We start from the raw sequence: 15,420 nt of genomic DNA, 5'->3' as shown, positions 1-15,420 counted from the left end.
CCATGGCCGGAACTAGCACTCAATCCACACAACAGCCACAGCTCTCGCCTTTAACCCCACAAGTTGTAGAATTGAAACTTATCCTTAGCGCAATATTCGATTCACATAGGCGAAACCAATACACATGGCAGACCAGCAGAAATCTACTCCGAAATCGGAATCTCCCTCCGACATCCTCGACAAAGCTGTGGAGGTTGTGCGCGATGCCACCGAAGGCATCGTGGAAGACGTAAAGGGCATTGCCCAGGAACTCGGTATCGTTGATCCGCCGTTGGCCAAGCCGGCAGCTAACAGGACCACGCCAGTTGAGCCGACCCGCACCTCTCGTGCTGCCGACGATACCCGTTATGATCCCACTCCGGTGGAGCAGAAGTGGGCTGCGCTTTGGGAGAGTGACACACAGCGTTACGCGCCTGAGCCGCCTTCGAGCAACAAGCCCAAGTATTACGTCGTTGAGATGCTGCCTTATCCCTCCGGCGCGCTACACATGGGACACGTTCGCAACTACGCTATCGGTGACGCACTCGCGCGTTACATGTGGATGACCGGGCACAATGTGCTTCATCCCATGGGCTGGGATTCGTTCGGCCTTCCTGCCGAGAATGCCGCCATCAAGAACAAGCGCCAGCCTCGCGAGTGGACCCTCGGAAACATTGCTGCCATGAAGGCGCAGATGAAGCGTCTCGGATTCAGCTACGACTGGTCTCGTGAAGTCACCACCTGCCTTCCTGACTACTACCGCTGGAACCAGTGGTTCTTCCTCAAGCTTTACGAGAAGGGCCTAGCGTATCGCAAAAAGAGCAAGGTGAACTGGTGTCCGAATTGCGCCACCGTGCTTGCCAATGAACAGGTTGTGAATGGTTGCTGCTGGCGCCATGAAGGCACCCCGGTAGAGCAGCGCGAACTCGAGCAGTGGTCCGTCCGCATCACCGACTACTCTGACGAACTGTTACAGGGTCTCGACAGCATGGAAGGCTGGCCTGAGAAGGTTCGCACCATGCAGCGCAATTGGATCGGCCGCAGTGAAGGCGCGAATGTTGAGTTTGCACTCGATAGCAGTGCTCACAAGATTACGGTTTTCACCACACGAATTGACACTATCTTCGGTGCGACTTCATTGCAGCTTGCGCCGCAGCATCCGCTGGTTGCCGAGTTGGTCGGCAATGATCCCGCCAAACTCGCCAGCCTCGAAGAGATGCTGAGTGACCAAAAGAAGGCGCGTGAGTCCGGAGACATGGGCGCACTCGACAAAAAGGGTTTCAATACAGGTCACTTCGCGATCAATCCCTTCAATCAGGAGCGCATTCCGATCTGGGTGGCCAACTACATCCTGATGGACTACGGCACGGGCGCAATTATGTCGGTCCCCGCGCACGATGAGCGCGACTACGAGTTCGCCAAGAAGTACGGCATTGACATTCGCATCGTGATCCTTCCGCGTCGCGAGCAGGAACCGCCCGCTGCTGGCCAGCCCGAAGACCCCGTGCTGCCTTTCGTGGCCGAAGATTCATTGCTGATCAACTCTGGACCGTTCAACGGCCTCTCCTGCGAAGAAGCGCAGAAGAAGATGGCGCAATATGCCGAGGAGCACGGCTTTGGCAAGGCAACCGTGACTTATCGCTTAAAGGATTGGGGCATCTCTCGCCAGCGCTACTGGGGCACACCTATCCCCATGATTTACTGCGAGAAGTGTGGCATCGTTCCTGTGCCCGAAGATCAGCTTCCTGTGCTCCTGCCGGAAAACGTCGAAATCACTCTCGCCGGTGGGTCTCCGCTCACGCGAGTGAAGGAGTTCTACGAAGTCTCCTGTCCCAAGTGCGGAAGTGTTGCTCGTCGCGAATCGGACACCATGGACACCTTCGTCGATTCGAGTTGGTATTTCTATCGCTACACCAGTCCTATCGACAGCGCTCCATTCGACAGCAATGTCGCCAACTACTGGTTCCCCATGGATCAGTACATCGGTGGAGTCGAGCACGCCATCCTGCACTTGATGTACTCGCGCTTCTGGACCAAGTTCATGCGCGACATTGGACTCATTAAGAACGACGAACCTGCGAAGCGCCTGTTCACGCAGGGCATGGTCATCAAGAATGGCGCAAAGATGTCGAAATCGCTGGGCAACGTAGTCTCGCCTGATGACATGGTGGCTCGCTACGGTGCGGATGCGACGCGCCTTTATACGCTGTTTGCTGCGCCGCCTGACCGCGACCTCGACTGGCAGGATCAGGGCGTGGAAGGTGTATATCGGTTCCTCGCGCGCTTGCATCGCTTCATCACTGATAACCCAGTCGTCGGGGGGTGGAGCGCAACGGAAGTTGGCGGCAAGCGAGCAATTCCGATCCGTTCGTTCGAGTACAAGGTTGCCGACCTCGCACCGGACGCACGACAGATCCTGCGCAAGATGCACCAAACCATCCTGCGTATCACCGACGATTTCCAGGGGCGCTGGCACTTCAACACATCCGTCGCAGCCATGATGGAGTTGTTGAACGCCTGCATGGTAAAGCAGGAACTCTTCTCGGCAACTTCGACCGCCCCCAAGGCATTCCAGGCCGAAGTGCAGCACAACCTCGTGTTGATGCTCAGTCCGTTCGCGCCCTACTTGGCCGCCGAACTCTGGACCGCCCTCGGCGAAGACTCCAGCGCGTTGATTCGTCATCCGTGGCCGCAGGGAGATCCCGTGTTGGCCAAGGAGGACGAGGTCGAAATCGTGGTGCAGTTTAATGGCAAACTACGGCAGCGTCTCGTAGTGCCGCACGATGCCGACGACGAAACCGTTCGCCAAGCCGCGCTCAACGACGAAAAGATCAAGGAAGCGCTCGTTGGCAAGGTCATCGTCAAGGTGATCGTTGTTAAGAACAAGCTGGTCAACATCGTTGTTAAAGGATGACGTAGAGAAAGCTCGTTCGATAATGTGAACAGTTCACTTTGGGAATCGCCTGCTCCGAGGTTTGCGGCAGCGGTTCCCAAACGTCTCTTTGCGCTATCCTCAACCAATGACTTCCGACGCCAATCGTGAAGGCCTCCGGATTCTTCGCCGCGAACCGGCACTGCTCGCCATGGAACTCCTCTGGCGCTGGAGCTTCGGACTCGGTCTGCTCGCGCTCACATTCTTCGCCTACTCGCGCGTGCGCCCGGCCATCCTGCTGTCCGATGCCGATCAGCTAGCACTTAGCGCACAGAATCCGTTCACAATCGCGCAGGCACTTGCCAACGTGTTGGCCGGGGCAATGACACTGCTGCTGCGCACCGTCTCTCAAGTGGCTGCCATTGCTGCCGTTCTCTGGATCGCGGCTACTTCACTCGGACGCGGCGTCATCACCCGGATTCTGGTTCGCCGGTGTGCGTCGGAGTATGGTGTGAGCATCGCGTCCGATGCTCCTCGCTGGACCTCGTTTGCCGTGCTGCACCTCGCCCGCGTGCTCATGACGTTGATCCTTGTCATCGGATACGTCGGCGGAGCGCTCCTGGCCACTTTTATCGATCCGTCAGGGCAGAACCTGCTTGGTTCTGCGCTAATCGTCTTTGTTTCGCTTTCATTCGCATGCCTGCTTTGGGCGTACGTGAACTGGGTGCTCTCATTTGCACCGCTGTTCGTCGTCCGCGATGCGCTCTCGCCAATGGATGCTATCGTTGAGGCCGTTGCTTTCGTCCGTCGCAATCTCCCGAGGCTCACAGGCGCCGCCTCTGCAAATGCGAGTATCCGTAGCATCTCTGCTGTTGTGTTTACAGCACTGGCCCTTGGCACGGTCGCTGCGCGCTCGTCATTATCGCCCATCGCAATCTCTATTCTTCTCGCGCTCGAAACCTGCGCTTACTTCGTCATCTCCGACGCCCTGCTCCTGGTGCGTCTTGGCGCGTATGTCTCGATTGCGGTCCGCGAGCGTCTGCTTACCCAGGAACTTTCCCCGAACCATTCCGGGACCATCGCGCAATAGACGCTTTACATTCCGCCCTGAATTTTGCGAACCTTGAGTGTGGAACACAGCGTACTTCCTTCTATCGTCGTCCTGGACTTCGGTTCGCAATACACCCAACTGATTGCGCGGCGTATTCGTGAGCAGAATGTCTTTTCCGTGGTCTTGCCTTGCACGGCCAAGGTGACTGAAGTTCTCAGCTACAACCCGGTCGGAATCATTCTCTCTGGCGGCCCCTGCTCGGTTTATGACGTAGACGCGCCACCCGCCGATCCCGAGGTGCTCAATCTGGGCCTGCCTGTGCTTGGCATCTGCTACGGCCTCCAGTTCATGACCCACACGCTCGGAGGTACAGTTCACGCCGCCAGCAAGCGTGAGTACGGACACGCTGAGGTCTCCGTCCTTGAGACCTCTACCTTGTTCGCCGATATGCCTCAGACGCTATCCGTCTGGATGTCGCACGGCGACGAGGCCGACAAACTAGCACCGGGCTTTCGCCTGGTTGCACGTTCCTCCAACGCGGTTGCGGCCATCGAGAACGTTGCCGCCGGATACTACGCCGTGCAGTTCCACCCTGAGGTTCACCACACAAAGTTCGGTACCAACCTGCTGAAGAATTTCGTTTTCGGCATCTGCCACGCTGAACCCACGTGGACTCCGCAGAAATTCATCGACTCCACGGTTTCGAAGATTCGTGAAACCGTCGGCGAAGGCCGCGCCCTCTGCGCCATCTCTGGCGGTGTGGATTCAAGTGTTGCAGCAACACTTGTCCATCGCGCAATCGGAGACCGCCTCACCTGCGTTTTCGTCGACAACGGTGTGTTACGCAAAGATGAGTTCGCCAAAGTTCAGCACAATCTGCGCACCAAGCTGAAGCTCAACATTGACGCGGTTGATGCCAGCGAGCGTTTTCTCTCCAAACTCGCCGGAGTCACCGACCCCGAGCGCAAACGCAAGATCATCGGCAATGAATTCATCGAGGTTTTCGACGCTGAGTCGCAGCGCATCAAGCGCGAACACTGCGAAGTGGAATGGCTTGTCCAGGGCACGCTTTACCCTGATGTCATCGAATCAGTCAGCGTGCGAGGCCCTTCCGTCACCATCAAGAGCCACCATAACGTCGGCGGTCTCCCCGCCAAGATGAAGCTCAAGCTCATCGAGCCTCTGCGCGATCTATTCAAGGACGAAGTTCGCCGCATCGGTCGCGATCTCGGAATGCCCGAAGACATGCTGCAGCGCCAACCGTTCCCCGGTCCCGGTCTCGCCGTCCGTATCCTCGGCGAAGTCACGCCGGAACGCGTTCGCTTGCTGCAGGAAGCCGATGACATAGTCGTGACCGAGATCAAGCGTGCCGGACTATACGAGCAAATCTGGCAGTCGTTCGCCGTTTTGCTTCCTGTCATGTCCGTCGGAGTGATGGGAGACCAGCGCACCTATGCCTACACCTGCGCCATCCGTGCCGTCACCAGCGAAGACGGAATGACGGCCGACTGGGTGCCCCTACCTCATGAGGTGCTTAAGACCATCTCAAGTCGCATCGTGAACGAAATCACCGGCATCAATCGTGTGGTTTACGACATTACCTCGAAGCCGCCCGGCACTATCGAGTGGGAATAGAAGCACTGATCAACCTTGAGTAACGTCCGGCGTGATTACTTCCGCCGGACTCTTTTTGTCGGTTACTTACGTTTTTTACTGCAATCATTTTCGGTTGGATCATCTCTGCCCATCAATTATGGTTACTCATACAGGCATACGGACATGTACTTCCGGACGCTTGGTCGCGGCTTGTACCGCATGGGGTTTTGGTATGAACAGCACAAACGAGACTTCCAAGGGCGGCAGCATCTGGAAAGGAATCGGATTAGCCTTCCTGTGCCAGTTTGCATATCTCTCCTTCTGCACTGAAATACTGACCAACGAGGCCCGCCTCATCGGGTACATCCTTTTTGCCTTGGTGCAGTTCTTCTATCTATTCCCGCTGGCGCAGTTTTACCGGCGCCGCAATGAAGGGCTCACCTCCAGTGGCGTGATGATTTTGAGCGTTATATCGCTGGCCGCCGCGGCTTCATGGGTGGGCTACGGAGCTCTCCACGGCACGTTCTCGGCCATTGTTGGATAGTCCGCGTTCCAGTCGAAATCGCTTCGTCGCACCTGGGATCCATGGCAAACTGAGTAGCAGAACTTTGCCTCGGAAGCCCCATCATGTCTAAATGCGTTCGTTGTGGTCGTGCGATCTCTGCCTTCGGCTTTGGCAAGAAGATCTGTGTCTGGTGCAAGCAGCACGAAGCCGCGCAACGTGGTGTGGATTCCGAGTTTCAGCCCGTAATGCCAGCGCCGTGGGCGCGCCACGAAGCGATGCCCATGTTGGTCACTCAGGCGATCTTTGGAATCAACGTCGCCGTCTTCATCGGCATGCTTCTCTCCGGTGTCTCTCCCGTGGATCCATCCTCCGAGAGCCTCCTTTCCTGGGGTGCCAATTACGGACCGTACACATTAAGCGGTGATTGGTGGCGTCTTCTGACGTCATGCTTCGTGCATATAGGCATCATCCACATTGCTCTCAACATGTGGTGCCTGTGGTCACTCGGAGCGCTGGCCGAGCGCTTCTACGGACGCCTTACATTCGCATGTATCTATATTATTTGCGGCGTCGCGGGAAGCCTCGGTTCTGTCTTCTGGCACCGTCCTCCTACGATCAGCGCCGGGGCTTCCGGAGCCCTCTTCGGCATCGCCGGAGCTCTGGTTGCATCACTGAAATTCGGCGAGTTCTCGTTTCCAGGGCTCGCGGGTGGCACCCTCCAGAGCCTAATAGCCTTCCTGGGGTACAGCGTTCTATTTGGAGCCCTCTCGGGCCGCACTGACAACGCCGCCCACGGTGGAGGCCTTATCGCCGGAGTCGTTCTCGGCGCGCTGATCGCCCTTGTTGCACGCAGCTCGCGTATTCTCCCGCGATTCGCAGTCATCTTCGTAGTAGCCGCGCTCCTCGGCACAGCTGCGTACTCGCTGCAGCGAAGTCGCGGTTTTGCTTCATACATGGCACGTGCAACCGAAACTGCTTCGGACGGCGATATTGATCGCGCAGTGCCCCTCTTCGAGAGAGCAATTCAGCTCAAGCCCGAGTCTGCCTCCAGCGTTCACTATGATTTGGCCCATGCTTACTGGCAGAAGCAAAACTACGACGCTTCCGAGCGAGAGTTGCAGAAGGCCCTTGCTGCCGCTCCTCGTGACGAGGAAGCCTTGTACGAACTCGGGGGAGTGCGCCTCGAGCAGCATCGCTTTGAGGATGCCCGAAAGACATTCCTCCAACTGCTTGCTGTCAATCCGGAGAGCGCCCTCGCTCACCTCGGGTTGGGTGCCGTTTCGACCAGCCAAGGCGATTGCAATGCTGCACAGAAGGAATTCGACGAAGCCGAGCGGCTGAATCCCCGCCTGCCGTTCCTGAATTCTCGACGGGGTCGCTGCTGGATGCTTGCCAAGCGATACGATCAGGCCATAGCCGCATACGGCCGCGAAATTCAGCTCAACGGAGACGACGCCGAGACGGAGCGACTCCTCTCCGAAGCCTACAAAGCGAAGGGCATGACCTCCGAAGCTGAAGCTGCCTCGAAGAAAGCCGAGCAACTCGCGAATGACGGTGACGAGTAGCATCCGCCTCCATCATCGCAAGCCAGCCTTCATTTACAGCCGGATACCCCGGCTCGGGGACCCCGTGCACCGTTCTGGGCATCTATAGCTCGCACGAGCGAGATATACGTTTGAGGGACGCTGAAGCAGGATACAATCCGCGAGCGCACGCCGCCGGACGCCGTCTCTACTCGGTTTTGCGTGGAAATCCCGGCTAGAGCCCGAGGAAGCGGAGGTCTGCAGTATGAGTCTCGACAGCAGCTTTGAGAACAACACCTACCGAAAAGTTGACCTGCGGCTAGTTCCTTTCCTGTTCTTCTGCTACATCCTCGCCTATCTCGACCGTGTAAACGTAGGCTTTGCCAAGTTGCAAATGCTCAAGGCGCTCAACCTGAGCGATGCGGCCTTCGCGACTGGCGCTGGAATCTTCTTCATCGGGTACTTCTTCTTCGAGGTTCCGAGTAACGTTCTGCTCAAGAAGTTCGGTGCCCGCCGCTGGATCGCCAGAATCATGATCACCTGGGGCATTGTCTCCGCCTGCATGATTTTCGTGAAAGGTGAGATGTCGTTTTACGCGCTGCGATTCCTATTGGGCCTAGCGGAAGCAGGCTTCTTCCCGGGAGTTATTTTTTATCTCACTCTGTGGTATCCCTCGCGGATGCGTGCCACTCGCACCGCTTGGTTCGTTGCGGCGATCGCGGTTTCTGGCGTCGTTGGCAATCCCATTTCCGGGTGGATCATGGACGCGCTGTCTGGAGCGGGAGGACTTGCCGGATGGCAGTGGCTTTTCCTCTCCGAAGGCATTCCGTCCATCCTCGTTGGCTTCTTCGTGATCTACTACCTCGAAAGCGGTATTCAGGAAGCGAAGTGGCTCACGGCTGACGAGAAGACGCTACTTGAGCGCAACCTCGCAGCCGAAGATCAGCACAAGACCGAAAATCGCCTCTCTGACGCTTTCAAGAGCGGGAAAGTCTGGGTGCTCTGCGCCATCTACTTCACATTGATGATCGGCCTGTACGGAATCGCCTTCTGGCTACCCACCATCGTGAAGGCCTTCGGCATCAAGGGATACCTCGGTGTCGGCCTTATCACGGCCATCCCCTACGGAGTCGCGGTAATCGGCATGATTCTGATCAGCCATCACTCTGACCAGACCGGTGAGCGGCGCCTACATTACGTCTTTACTGCGTCTGCTGGAGCATTGGGGCTGATCTTGAGTGGAGTCTTCGCCAGTAGTCCTGTCCTGTCCATCGTCTTCCTATCCGTCGCAACTCTCGGCGTCATCGGAGCCATGCCACTATTCTGGCCTATACCTTCTGCCTTCCTTGCAGGAACGGCTGCTGCGGCTGGCATCGGAATCGTGAACTCTATCGGCAATCTCGGAGGCTACGTCGGGCCGAATGTGCCTATCTGGGTCAGGTCGGTATCGAGCGACAAATCAGCAGCTCTTTACGTGATTGCCGCGATGCTGCTCATTGGTGCGATGCTAACGTTCTTCTTCATCCCGAAGGACCTTCGCGTGCGCATAGGGGCTCCTGCTCCAGAGCGAAAACCTGCGCTAGGGACGAAGACCGCTTAGTGGGCGATAAGAAAAGCGCGCCAACTGGAAGTCGGCGCGCTTGAATCTATCTGTTCGGATCTAGTTGAGGAAGTAAGTCCGATACAGCGTGTCGCGCTGCACAGGACGGAATCCGGCATCGCGAATAATGCGCCGCAACTCTTCCTCCGTGGTGCAATTGCTGGTTCCCGCGGCTTTTACCACGTTCTCTTCCAGCATCACCGAGCCCACATCGTTTCCGCCAAATCTCAATCCCATCTGGCAGACTTTCAAGCCCTGTGTCACCCAGCTTGCTTGTACGTTGGGGAAGTTCGACAGGAAGATGCGCGAAATTGCTAGCGTCTTCAAGTATTCGACCGCAGTCGCTTCCGGCCAGCCACGCCCGCCAAGTGCCGTGTGCTTTGGCTGGAAGGTCCACGGGATGAATGCAGTGAATCCGCCCGTTTCTTCCTGCAAATCGTATATCTGCTGGAAGTGATTGATGCGATGCTCGACCGTTTCGCCTACGCCGAACATCATGGTGGCGGTAGTCTTCATGCCCAGCTTGTGCGCCGCGCGATGCACATCGATCCAATCCTGTGTCGTGCACTTCAGGCGCGCCACTTTGGAACGTACCTCGTCATCCAGAATCTCCGCACCACCGCCCGGAATCGACTGCAGTCCCGCAGCCTGCAACCTCCGGATCGTCTCCTCGATCGACAAATTACTGTACTCGGCAATGCCGATAATTTCGCTCGCCGACAGGCAATGCAGATGCACTTGCGGGAAGCGTTCCTTGATTCCACGGAACAGCGCTTCGAACCAATCGATCTTCAGGTCGGGATTTATGCCGCCCTGCATCAGCACACCTGTGCCGCCCATCTCCACGGTTTCGGCGATCTTTGCGTAGATCGTATCGAAGTCGAGCAGGTAACCCTTCTCGCGTCCCGGCCCCTTCACTGGTGCGTAGAAGGCGCAGAAAGAGCAGTACTCCGTGCAGATGTTCGTGTAGTTGATATTCCGGTCAATGATGTAGCTGACGATTCCGTCGGGATGCAGCTTGCGGCGGATCGAATCGGCTTCCATGCCAATTCCGATCAGATCATCGGAGCGAAACATGTCCAAGGCTTGTTCGCGCGTAAGGCTCATACGAATTCCATGATACCGGAAGCGAAAGAGCTTCGATTAGACAAAAAAGAAGCCGCGCCCGGAAGGTGAGCGCGGCTATCGTGAAAGAGTTGTGGCTACTTGCTCGACTTCGGCTCATGCGCCACTAGCTTGTCGCTGATCTTCGCGTACGTCGATTGATTGACAACCTTGCGAGTGACCAGCTCTCTCTTAGTCTTATACGGACGTCCGGCGATGATCTTGTCTGAGATCGCTTCGCCGATTCCTGGAACCTTCATTAGGTCCTCTTTGCTGGCGCTGTTAATGTCAACTTTGTCCCGAATCTTGTCCGTGACGGCCAGCGTACCGCTCTTGGTAGCTTTGCCTGCGCTCTTTGCGGCACTCTTCGTCTCGCTTCCGGCGGTCTGCGCGGCGCTTTTGGATTGTTCTCCCTGAGTTGAAGTTGCGGTCTGAGCCATGGCCGGCTGCAACGACAGAGCAAGGGCCAGCAGAGTACTCAGCACAAAGTACTGTTTCTTCATTGCATGCTCCTTTTAAAGACGAGGACGCGCACAGTGAGATGTGAATACGCGTCTCTAGGCTGCCCGGCGTTGCGGTTCCGCGTGTTCAGTCCTGCGGCGTTCGCGTAAGTAAAACCACAGAGCTGTAGCGCCTCCGGCAACTCCGATCAGCGTCACCGTCCAAAGTGCCGGCCGATAATACGTGTGCAGCCACTTGAAAATGGCGCCTCCGTACTGTTCTGTGATCCACGCCACCAACCCGAATCTAACCAAGCGTCCCAGGGTCCAGGCGGCTAGGAACTTGTGCCAAGGGTACTTCAAGGCTCCAGCCGTCATTACGAAAGCAGAAGCTGGCATCGGCGGTGGTGCCAGCGCCCCAGCAAACATCGACCAGAAGCCCCATTTCTGGAAAGCCCTGAATATCTTCTTGGACTTAGCCTCGCCCAGCTTCTTTTCCAGCGCTTCCTCCCCTGTTTTGCGTCCCAAACGGAAAGTGGGCCACCCGCCAACTACCGAACCCGCTGTAGCCATCAACGCGTAGTACCACCACAATTCCTTGCGCGACGCCGTGAGAACGATCAGCAGTGCGTCAAAGCTGCCCGGCGCGGGTATAACGGACATGTCCAGCAATCCAAGGGGAAAGAACATGAAAGCACCAAAACGGCGCACAAACATCCAGAAGGAATGCATTACAACAGAGGCAATGGGAAGCATCATTACTCTGTTAGAAGCACAAGGAGCCTTCCGCGACCCTAAGTGTCTGCGGAATTAGTGAGTTGTTAGCCCTGTGCAGTTTCGAGGCGGAAAGTTTCGATACAATCAAGATTCAGGGTTGTTGCTGGAAGCCCCGTCAGCCTCATCCGGTGCATCGTGCAAAGCTCCGCAACATCCAATCCGGTGAAGCTCCATTTCACCAGCGATAACATAGGACAGAGAGAAAGTGGCCTGCATGTTCGAGTCGTGTCAATGTAAGGTGGTGGTGCTGTGAAAACCGAGTGTATGCCGTTCACGGCAATTCCTCACAACTCCCGCCTTTTCCTCGATTTTCTTTTCCAGTACGACAAGGTCGCAGCTTTCTACAAGCACCGTCCTCATTCGCAGGCTGTACTCGAGTACGCCCGTACCATCCAGTTTCCTGCCGAGCGCCGTGCCCGTGTGGCCGATGTCCTCGAAAGGCAGAATCGCCGATGGGGAGCTTCCTCCGCGGCACTCGCGTCCATTGAAAAGTTTCGGCAGGGCGCCGTCGCCTGCATCAGCGGGCAGCAGGTCGGAGTCTTTGGCGGGCCATTCTATTCAATCCTCAAAGCCATCTCAGCTATTGAGATGGCGGATGAACTCTCGTCCCTCGGCGTTCCAGCTATTCCGATCTTCTGGCTGGCAACTGAGGATCACGACCTCGCCGAAATCGCGAGCGTCACGCTGCCCAACGGCTGCGAGCTCGAAAAGCTGACCGCCGCCACACAGAACGGCTCCGATGCTCCGGTCGGCTCATTGCCTCTCGATCCGCGCATCGACTCGATGGTTAAGCACGCCGCCGAACTGCTCGGCCCCGGCTGGATCAGCGATGCGCTCCGTGACAGCTATCGCTCCGGTGAGACTTACGGTTCCGCTTTCGCCCGGCTCTTCACGCGCATAGTGGCCGAAACCGGCATGGTGCTTGTCGATCCGTTGGATGACGATCTGCACAGCATTGTCCAGCCGCTCTTTACCGCTGCCGCCGAACGCGCCGACGAACTCGACCAGGCGCTACTTGAGCGCGGCAAAGCTCTCCACGCTGCTGGATACCACGAGCAGGTCCGCGTCACGCCTGAATCTACGCTGCTGTTTTCAATTGAAGGCAATCGTCGCACCGTGCTCCACCTTGCCGGAGACGGATTCATGCTTGGCGCCCAGCGCGTTCCGCGCCAGCAGATTCTAGACAAGATCAGCACGCACCCAGAGCAGTTCAGCGCCAACGTACTCTTCCGTCCGGTTTTGCAGGATTACCTTTTCCCAACCGCCGTTTACTTCGGCGGACCAGCCGAAATCGCCTACTTCGCGCAGGCTGGTGTCGTTTACGAGAAGCTGCTTGGCCGCACCACTCCAGTGATGCCGCGCCTTTCTGCCACCATCGTCAGTGCCGAGATGAGTGACCTTCTTGCACGGTACCATCTCAGCTTCAAAGACTTGTTTCACGGGACCGAAAGCGTGTGCGAGCTGCTCTCTTCTCGCGTCCTCGCTCCGGAACTTCAATCCGCCCTGCACACCGCTCGTGAGTCGCTGGAAGCGAATCTCGCCGAACTGCGCACCCAGCTTCAAAAGCTTGATCCCACGCTGGTCGATGCCGCCTCTCGCAGCGAGCGCAAGATGCTCTACCAGCTCTCAAAAATCGGCAGCAAGGCTGCTCGCGCCCAGCTACGTCAAAGCGAATTGCTCACGCGCGATGCACACCACGTGCTCACGGAACTCTTCCCGCATAAGGAGCTTCAGGAGCGAGTTCTTCCCGGCATCTACTTCCTCGCGCATTACGGTCCGGAGCTGATCACCCATCTGAAGCAGGCCGCCGCTCCGCAATGCCCCGGACATCAGATCATCCGGCTGTGAGCTAGTCTTCGACGAAGCTTCGCAGCCGGAGCAGGGCATTGTCCCACTGGTTTGAAATCAGCTCGAGGTAATGCTTGGCATCAGTCAACCGGCGCTGGTCCAGTTCCCACAGCCGCTCGCGGCCATGACGTGAACTGCGCACCAGCCCCGCGCCTTCCATCACCCGGAGGTGCTTTGTGACCGCCTGTCGCGTGATTTTCGATCCCACGGTCAGCCGAGCAATCGACATCGGCCCGTCCGCGCACAGCCGGGAGACAAGCCGCAACCGCGACTCATCTCCCAAAGCCGCAAACACCACTGCCGAACTCTCTGGCTCCGCTTTGTTCCGTGCGCTATTGCGCGTGGACATCGGCCACGTACTCCTCGACCAGTTTCACGACCATTCCCCAGCCCTGATCGTTGGCCTTGAAAGCTTCTGCGCGTCGTGCCAGTGGAATCTGCTCGAACCCTGATTCCGTCACCGTCAGCAAAACGCCTTCCGGAACCTGCTCCAGAGAAAAGACCACCAGCGTGGTCGGTTCCGAGGAATAATCCACCTTGGGATCGACCGCATAAGGATGCCAGCGATAGGAGAGAGTACGCTCCGAGACTACTTCCTCGATGAAAATCTCAAACGCCATGCCCTCGTATTGCTTTTGGGCGTTAGCGACCTCGGTATTTACTTTCGTAGGCACAAGCGTCCCGCGCAGCTTCGTTCCAGGAACAAACGGCCCATCGAAGTTCATCCCAAACCACGTCCCAAACTCTTTCGAGTCTGAGATCGCCCGCCAAACCCTCTTGATAGGCGCTCGCAACAGAATCTTCTTCTCGATGCGGTCAGTATTCATTCGCAACCTCCTGGTTGCATTTAGTGCATGAATACTATTCCGTTCGCGCGTCAATCGCAACCATGCGGTTGCATTTTCTTGAGAGTTCAATGTCGGACGACGCGATTGAACTCTGCTATCTCATAGCAACCATCTCTAGTGCTACCATGAAGGGCGTTATGTCGAAGAAGCAGAAGAATTCCGCGCCCGAAATCGGCTTTGAAGTCATGTGCCCCTGCTGTGAGGCGACGTTGCGGATCGATCCGGTCACTCGCGCCGTCATCTCCCATACTCCCAAGCCGGCTGCCCGCACGTTCGCCGACATGGAAGCGGCAGCCCGCGCCATGCGCGAGGGCGATGTCCGTAAGGAATCCATTTTCCGCCAGTCGGTTGAGGCTGAGAAGAATAAGGCCGACCTGCTGGAGAAGAAGTTTGCCGAAGCCGTGAAGAAAGCCAAGGAAGCACCCGATCTCTCCAAGCCCTTCCTTCGCGATTTCGATCTTGAATAGATTTCAGTGATCTGGTACCCCATTCAAGCCTTCCTTGGCTTGAGTGGGGTTTTTACACTTTAGGTTTGAAAGCCAAAGTCTAAGAGAACCACATGTTGTTGCTGGGACACCGGGGATGTCGCGGCCGATTCACGGAGAACACCTTCGCCGCGTTTGACCACGCCATTCAGAGTGGATGTGATGGATTCGAGCTCGATGTGCGTCGAACCGCCGATTCCATACCGATCATCTGGCACGATGCGCGCCTTCGCGGCCGGTTCATCTCCCGGCAACCCTATGCGAGCCTTCACCAGCGATGTTCTCTTGCGCGCCGTCTGCCTCGCCGCCCGATCATTGATCTTTGCCAGCTTGAGGAAGTTCTCGCCCGTTATTCCCATGTTGCTTGGATCGACATCGAGCTCAAAGTTCCGGGGATGGAAGCCCACATAGCCACGCTGCTGCGCCGTTTCCCGCCAGCTCGCGGATTCGTTGTCTCATCCTTCCGGCGGCGTATTCTGCTCGACCTTCATCGTGTCGACCCTGCGCTACCGCTCGGATTTATCTTCGACCGCATGCCGCGCGCACACGTCTGGCGAAGGCTGCCCGTCCAATACGTTAAGCCCAGCGTCCGGGTTGTGAATCCCTCGCGCGTTCGCGAATTTCATTCGGAGGGGAAGAAAGTCTTGGCTTGGACGGTGAATCATCCAGTGACGATGCGGCGTCTGATGGAACTCGGAGTCGATGGTGTCATCGGCGACGACCCAGTACTACTCGCTCGTACGCGCGCCGAAGCCGCATAGAACTCGATGGCAATGATTGTTATTTGACGAA

Annotated in this window: 14 protein-coding genes; 9 read left to right on the top strand and 5 right to left on the bottom strand. The window is 57.1% G+C overall.

Annotated features, from left to right (window positions below; all coding sequences use genetic code 11):
• Positions 1-124 precede the first annotated feature (124 nt).
• From leuS to AC6IZD_RS10825, 6 genes are all read left to right on the top strand, one after another.
• The gene (leuS, locus tag AC6IZD_RS10850) at positions 125-2,893 is read left to right on the top strand and encodes a leucine--tRNA ligase (RefSeq protein ID WP_497783337.1); all 2,769 of its coding nucleotides are present in this window, start codon (positions 125-127) and stop codon (positions 2,891-2,893) included.
• Between the two features lie 106 nt (positions 2,894-2,999).
• Positions 3,000-3,941, top strand: coding sequence for a hypothetical protein (locus tag AC6IZD_RS10845; protein WP_497783336.1), 942 nt, complete (start codon positions 3,000-3,002; stop codon positions 3,939-3,941).
• 39 nt (positions 3,942-3,980) lie between these two features.
• Positions 3,981-5,537 (top strand): glutamine-hydrolyzing GMP synthase, encoded by a 1,557-nt coding sequence (guaA, locus tag AC6IZD_RS10840; RefSeq protein WP_497783335.1) that lies wholly within the window; start codon positions 3,981-3,983, stop codon positions 5,535-5,537.
• A 193-nt stretch (positions 5,538-5,730) separates the two neighbouring features.
• The gene (locus AC6IZD_RS10835) at positions 5,731-6,042 is read left to right on the top strand and encodes a hypothetical protein (RefSeq protein WP_497783334.1); all 312 of its coding nucleotides are present in this window, start codon (positions 5,731-5,733) and stop codon (positions 6,040-6,042) included.
• Positions 6,043-6,125: 83 nt separating this feature from the next.
• A complete protein-coding gene (locus tag AC6IZD_RS10830; protein WP_497783333.1) occupies positions 6,126-7,568 on the top strand; it encodes a rhomboid family intramembrane serine protease in 1,443 nt (480 codons plus the stop codon).
• A 223-nt stretch (positions 7,569-7,791) separates the two neighbouring features.
• Positions 7,792-9,126: an MFS transporter gene (locus AC6IZD_RS10825; RefSeq protein ID WP_497783332.1), complete on the top strand. Its 1,335-nt coding sequence runs from the start codon at positions 7,792-7,794 to the stop codon at positions 9,124-9,126.
• A 60-nt stretch (positions 9,127-9,186) separates the two neighbouring features.
• Here the strand turns inward: AC6IZD_RS10825 and mqnC are convergent, their stop codons facing one another.
• The 3 genes from mqnC to AC6IZD_RS10810 form a co-directional block, all read right to left on the bottom strand.
• Positions 9,187-10,233: a cyclic dehypoxanthinyl futalosine synthase gene (gene mqnC, locus AC6IZD_RS10820; protein ID WP_497783331.1), complete on the bottom strand. Its 1,047-nt coding sequence runs from the start codon at positions 10,231-10,233 to the stop codon at positions 9,187-9,189.
• A 95-nt stretch (positions 10,234-10,328) separates the two neighbouring features.
• Positions 10,329-10,733, bottom strand: a complete 405-nt coding sequence (locus tag AC6IZD_RS10815) for a ComEA family DNA-binding protein (protein ID WP_497783330.1) — start codon at positions 10,731-10,733, stop codon at positions 10,329-10,331.
• A gap of 54 nt (positions 10,734-10,787) precedes the next feature.
• Positions 10,788-11,360, bottom strand: coding sequence for a YqaA family protein (locus AC6IZD_RS10810; RefSeq protein ID WP_497783329.1), 573 nt, complete (start codon positions 11,358-11,360; stop codon positions 10,788-10,790).
• 336 nt (positions 11,361-11,696) lie between these two features.
• Here AC6IZD_RS10810 and bshC point away from each other — a divergent pair, with 336 nt between their 5' ends.
• Positions 11,697-13,295 (top strand): bacillithiol biosynthesis cysteine-adding enzyme BshC, encoded by a 1,599-nt coding sequence (gene bshC, locus AC6IZD_RS10805; RefSeq protein ID WP_497783328.1) that lies wholly within the window; start codon positions 11,697-11,699, stop codon positions 13,293-13,295.
• 1 nt (position 13,296) lies between these two features.
• On the opposite strand, the gene AC6IZD_RS10800 is transcribed toward bshC, so the two are convergent.
• Both AC6IZD_RS10800 and AC6IZD_RS10795 read right to left on the bottom strand, forming a co-directional pair.
• Positions 13,297-13,644 carry an ArsR/SmtB family transcription factor gene (locus tag AC6IZD_RS10800; RefSeq protein ID WP_497783327.1) on the bottom strand — a complete coding sequence of 116 codons (348 nt, stop codon included), beginning with the start codon at positions 13,642-13,644 and terminating at the stop codon, positions 13,297-13,299.
• Positions 13,628-14,122, bottom strand: coding sequence for an SRPBCC family protein (locus tag AC6IZD_RS10795; RefSeq protein WP_497783326.1), 495 nt, complete (start codon positions 14,120-14,122; stop codon positions 13,628-13,630). Before AC6IZD_RS10795 ends, AC6IZD_RS10800 begins: the two co-directional genes overlap by 17 nt.
• Before the next feature lie 89 nt (positions 14,123-14,211).
• On the opposite strand from AC6IZD_RS10795, the gene AC6IZD_RS10790 reads away from it, so the two are divergent.
• Positions 14,212-14,610 carry a hypothetical protein gene (locus AC6IZD_RS10790; RefSeq protein ID WP_497783325.1) on the top strand — a complete coding sequence of 133 codons (399 nt, stop codon included), beginning with the start codon at positions 14,212-14,214 and terminating at the stop codon, positions 14,608-14,610.
• 92 nt (positions 14,611-14,702) lie between these two features.
• Entirely contained in the window at positions 14,703-15,389 is a 687-nt protein-coding gene (locus AC6IZD_RS10785; protein WP_497783324.1) for a glycerophosphodiester phosphodiesterase, read from the top strand.
• Positions 15,390-15,420 lie beyond the last annotated feature (31 nt).

It is taken from the genome of Koromonas humicola, from assembly GCF_059726255.1.
The sequence above is the reverse complement of the archived record's forward strand: the minus strand, read 5'-3'. Positions and strand labels throughout refer to the sequence as shown.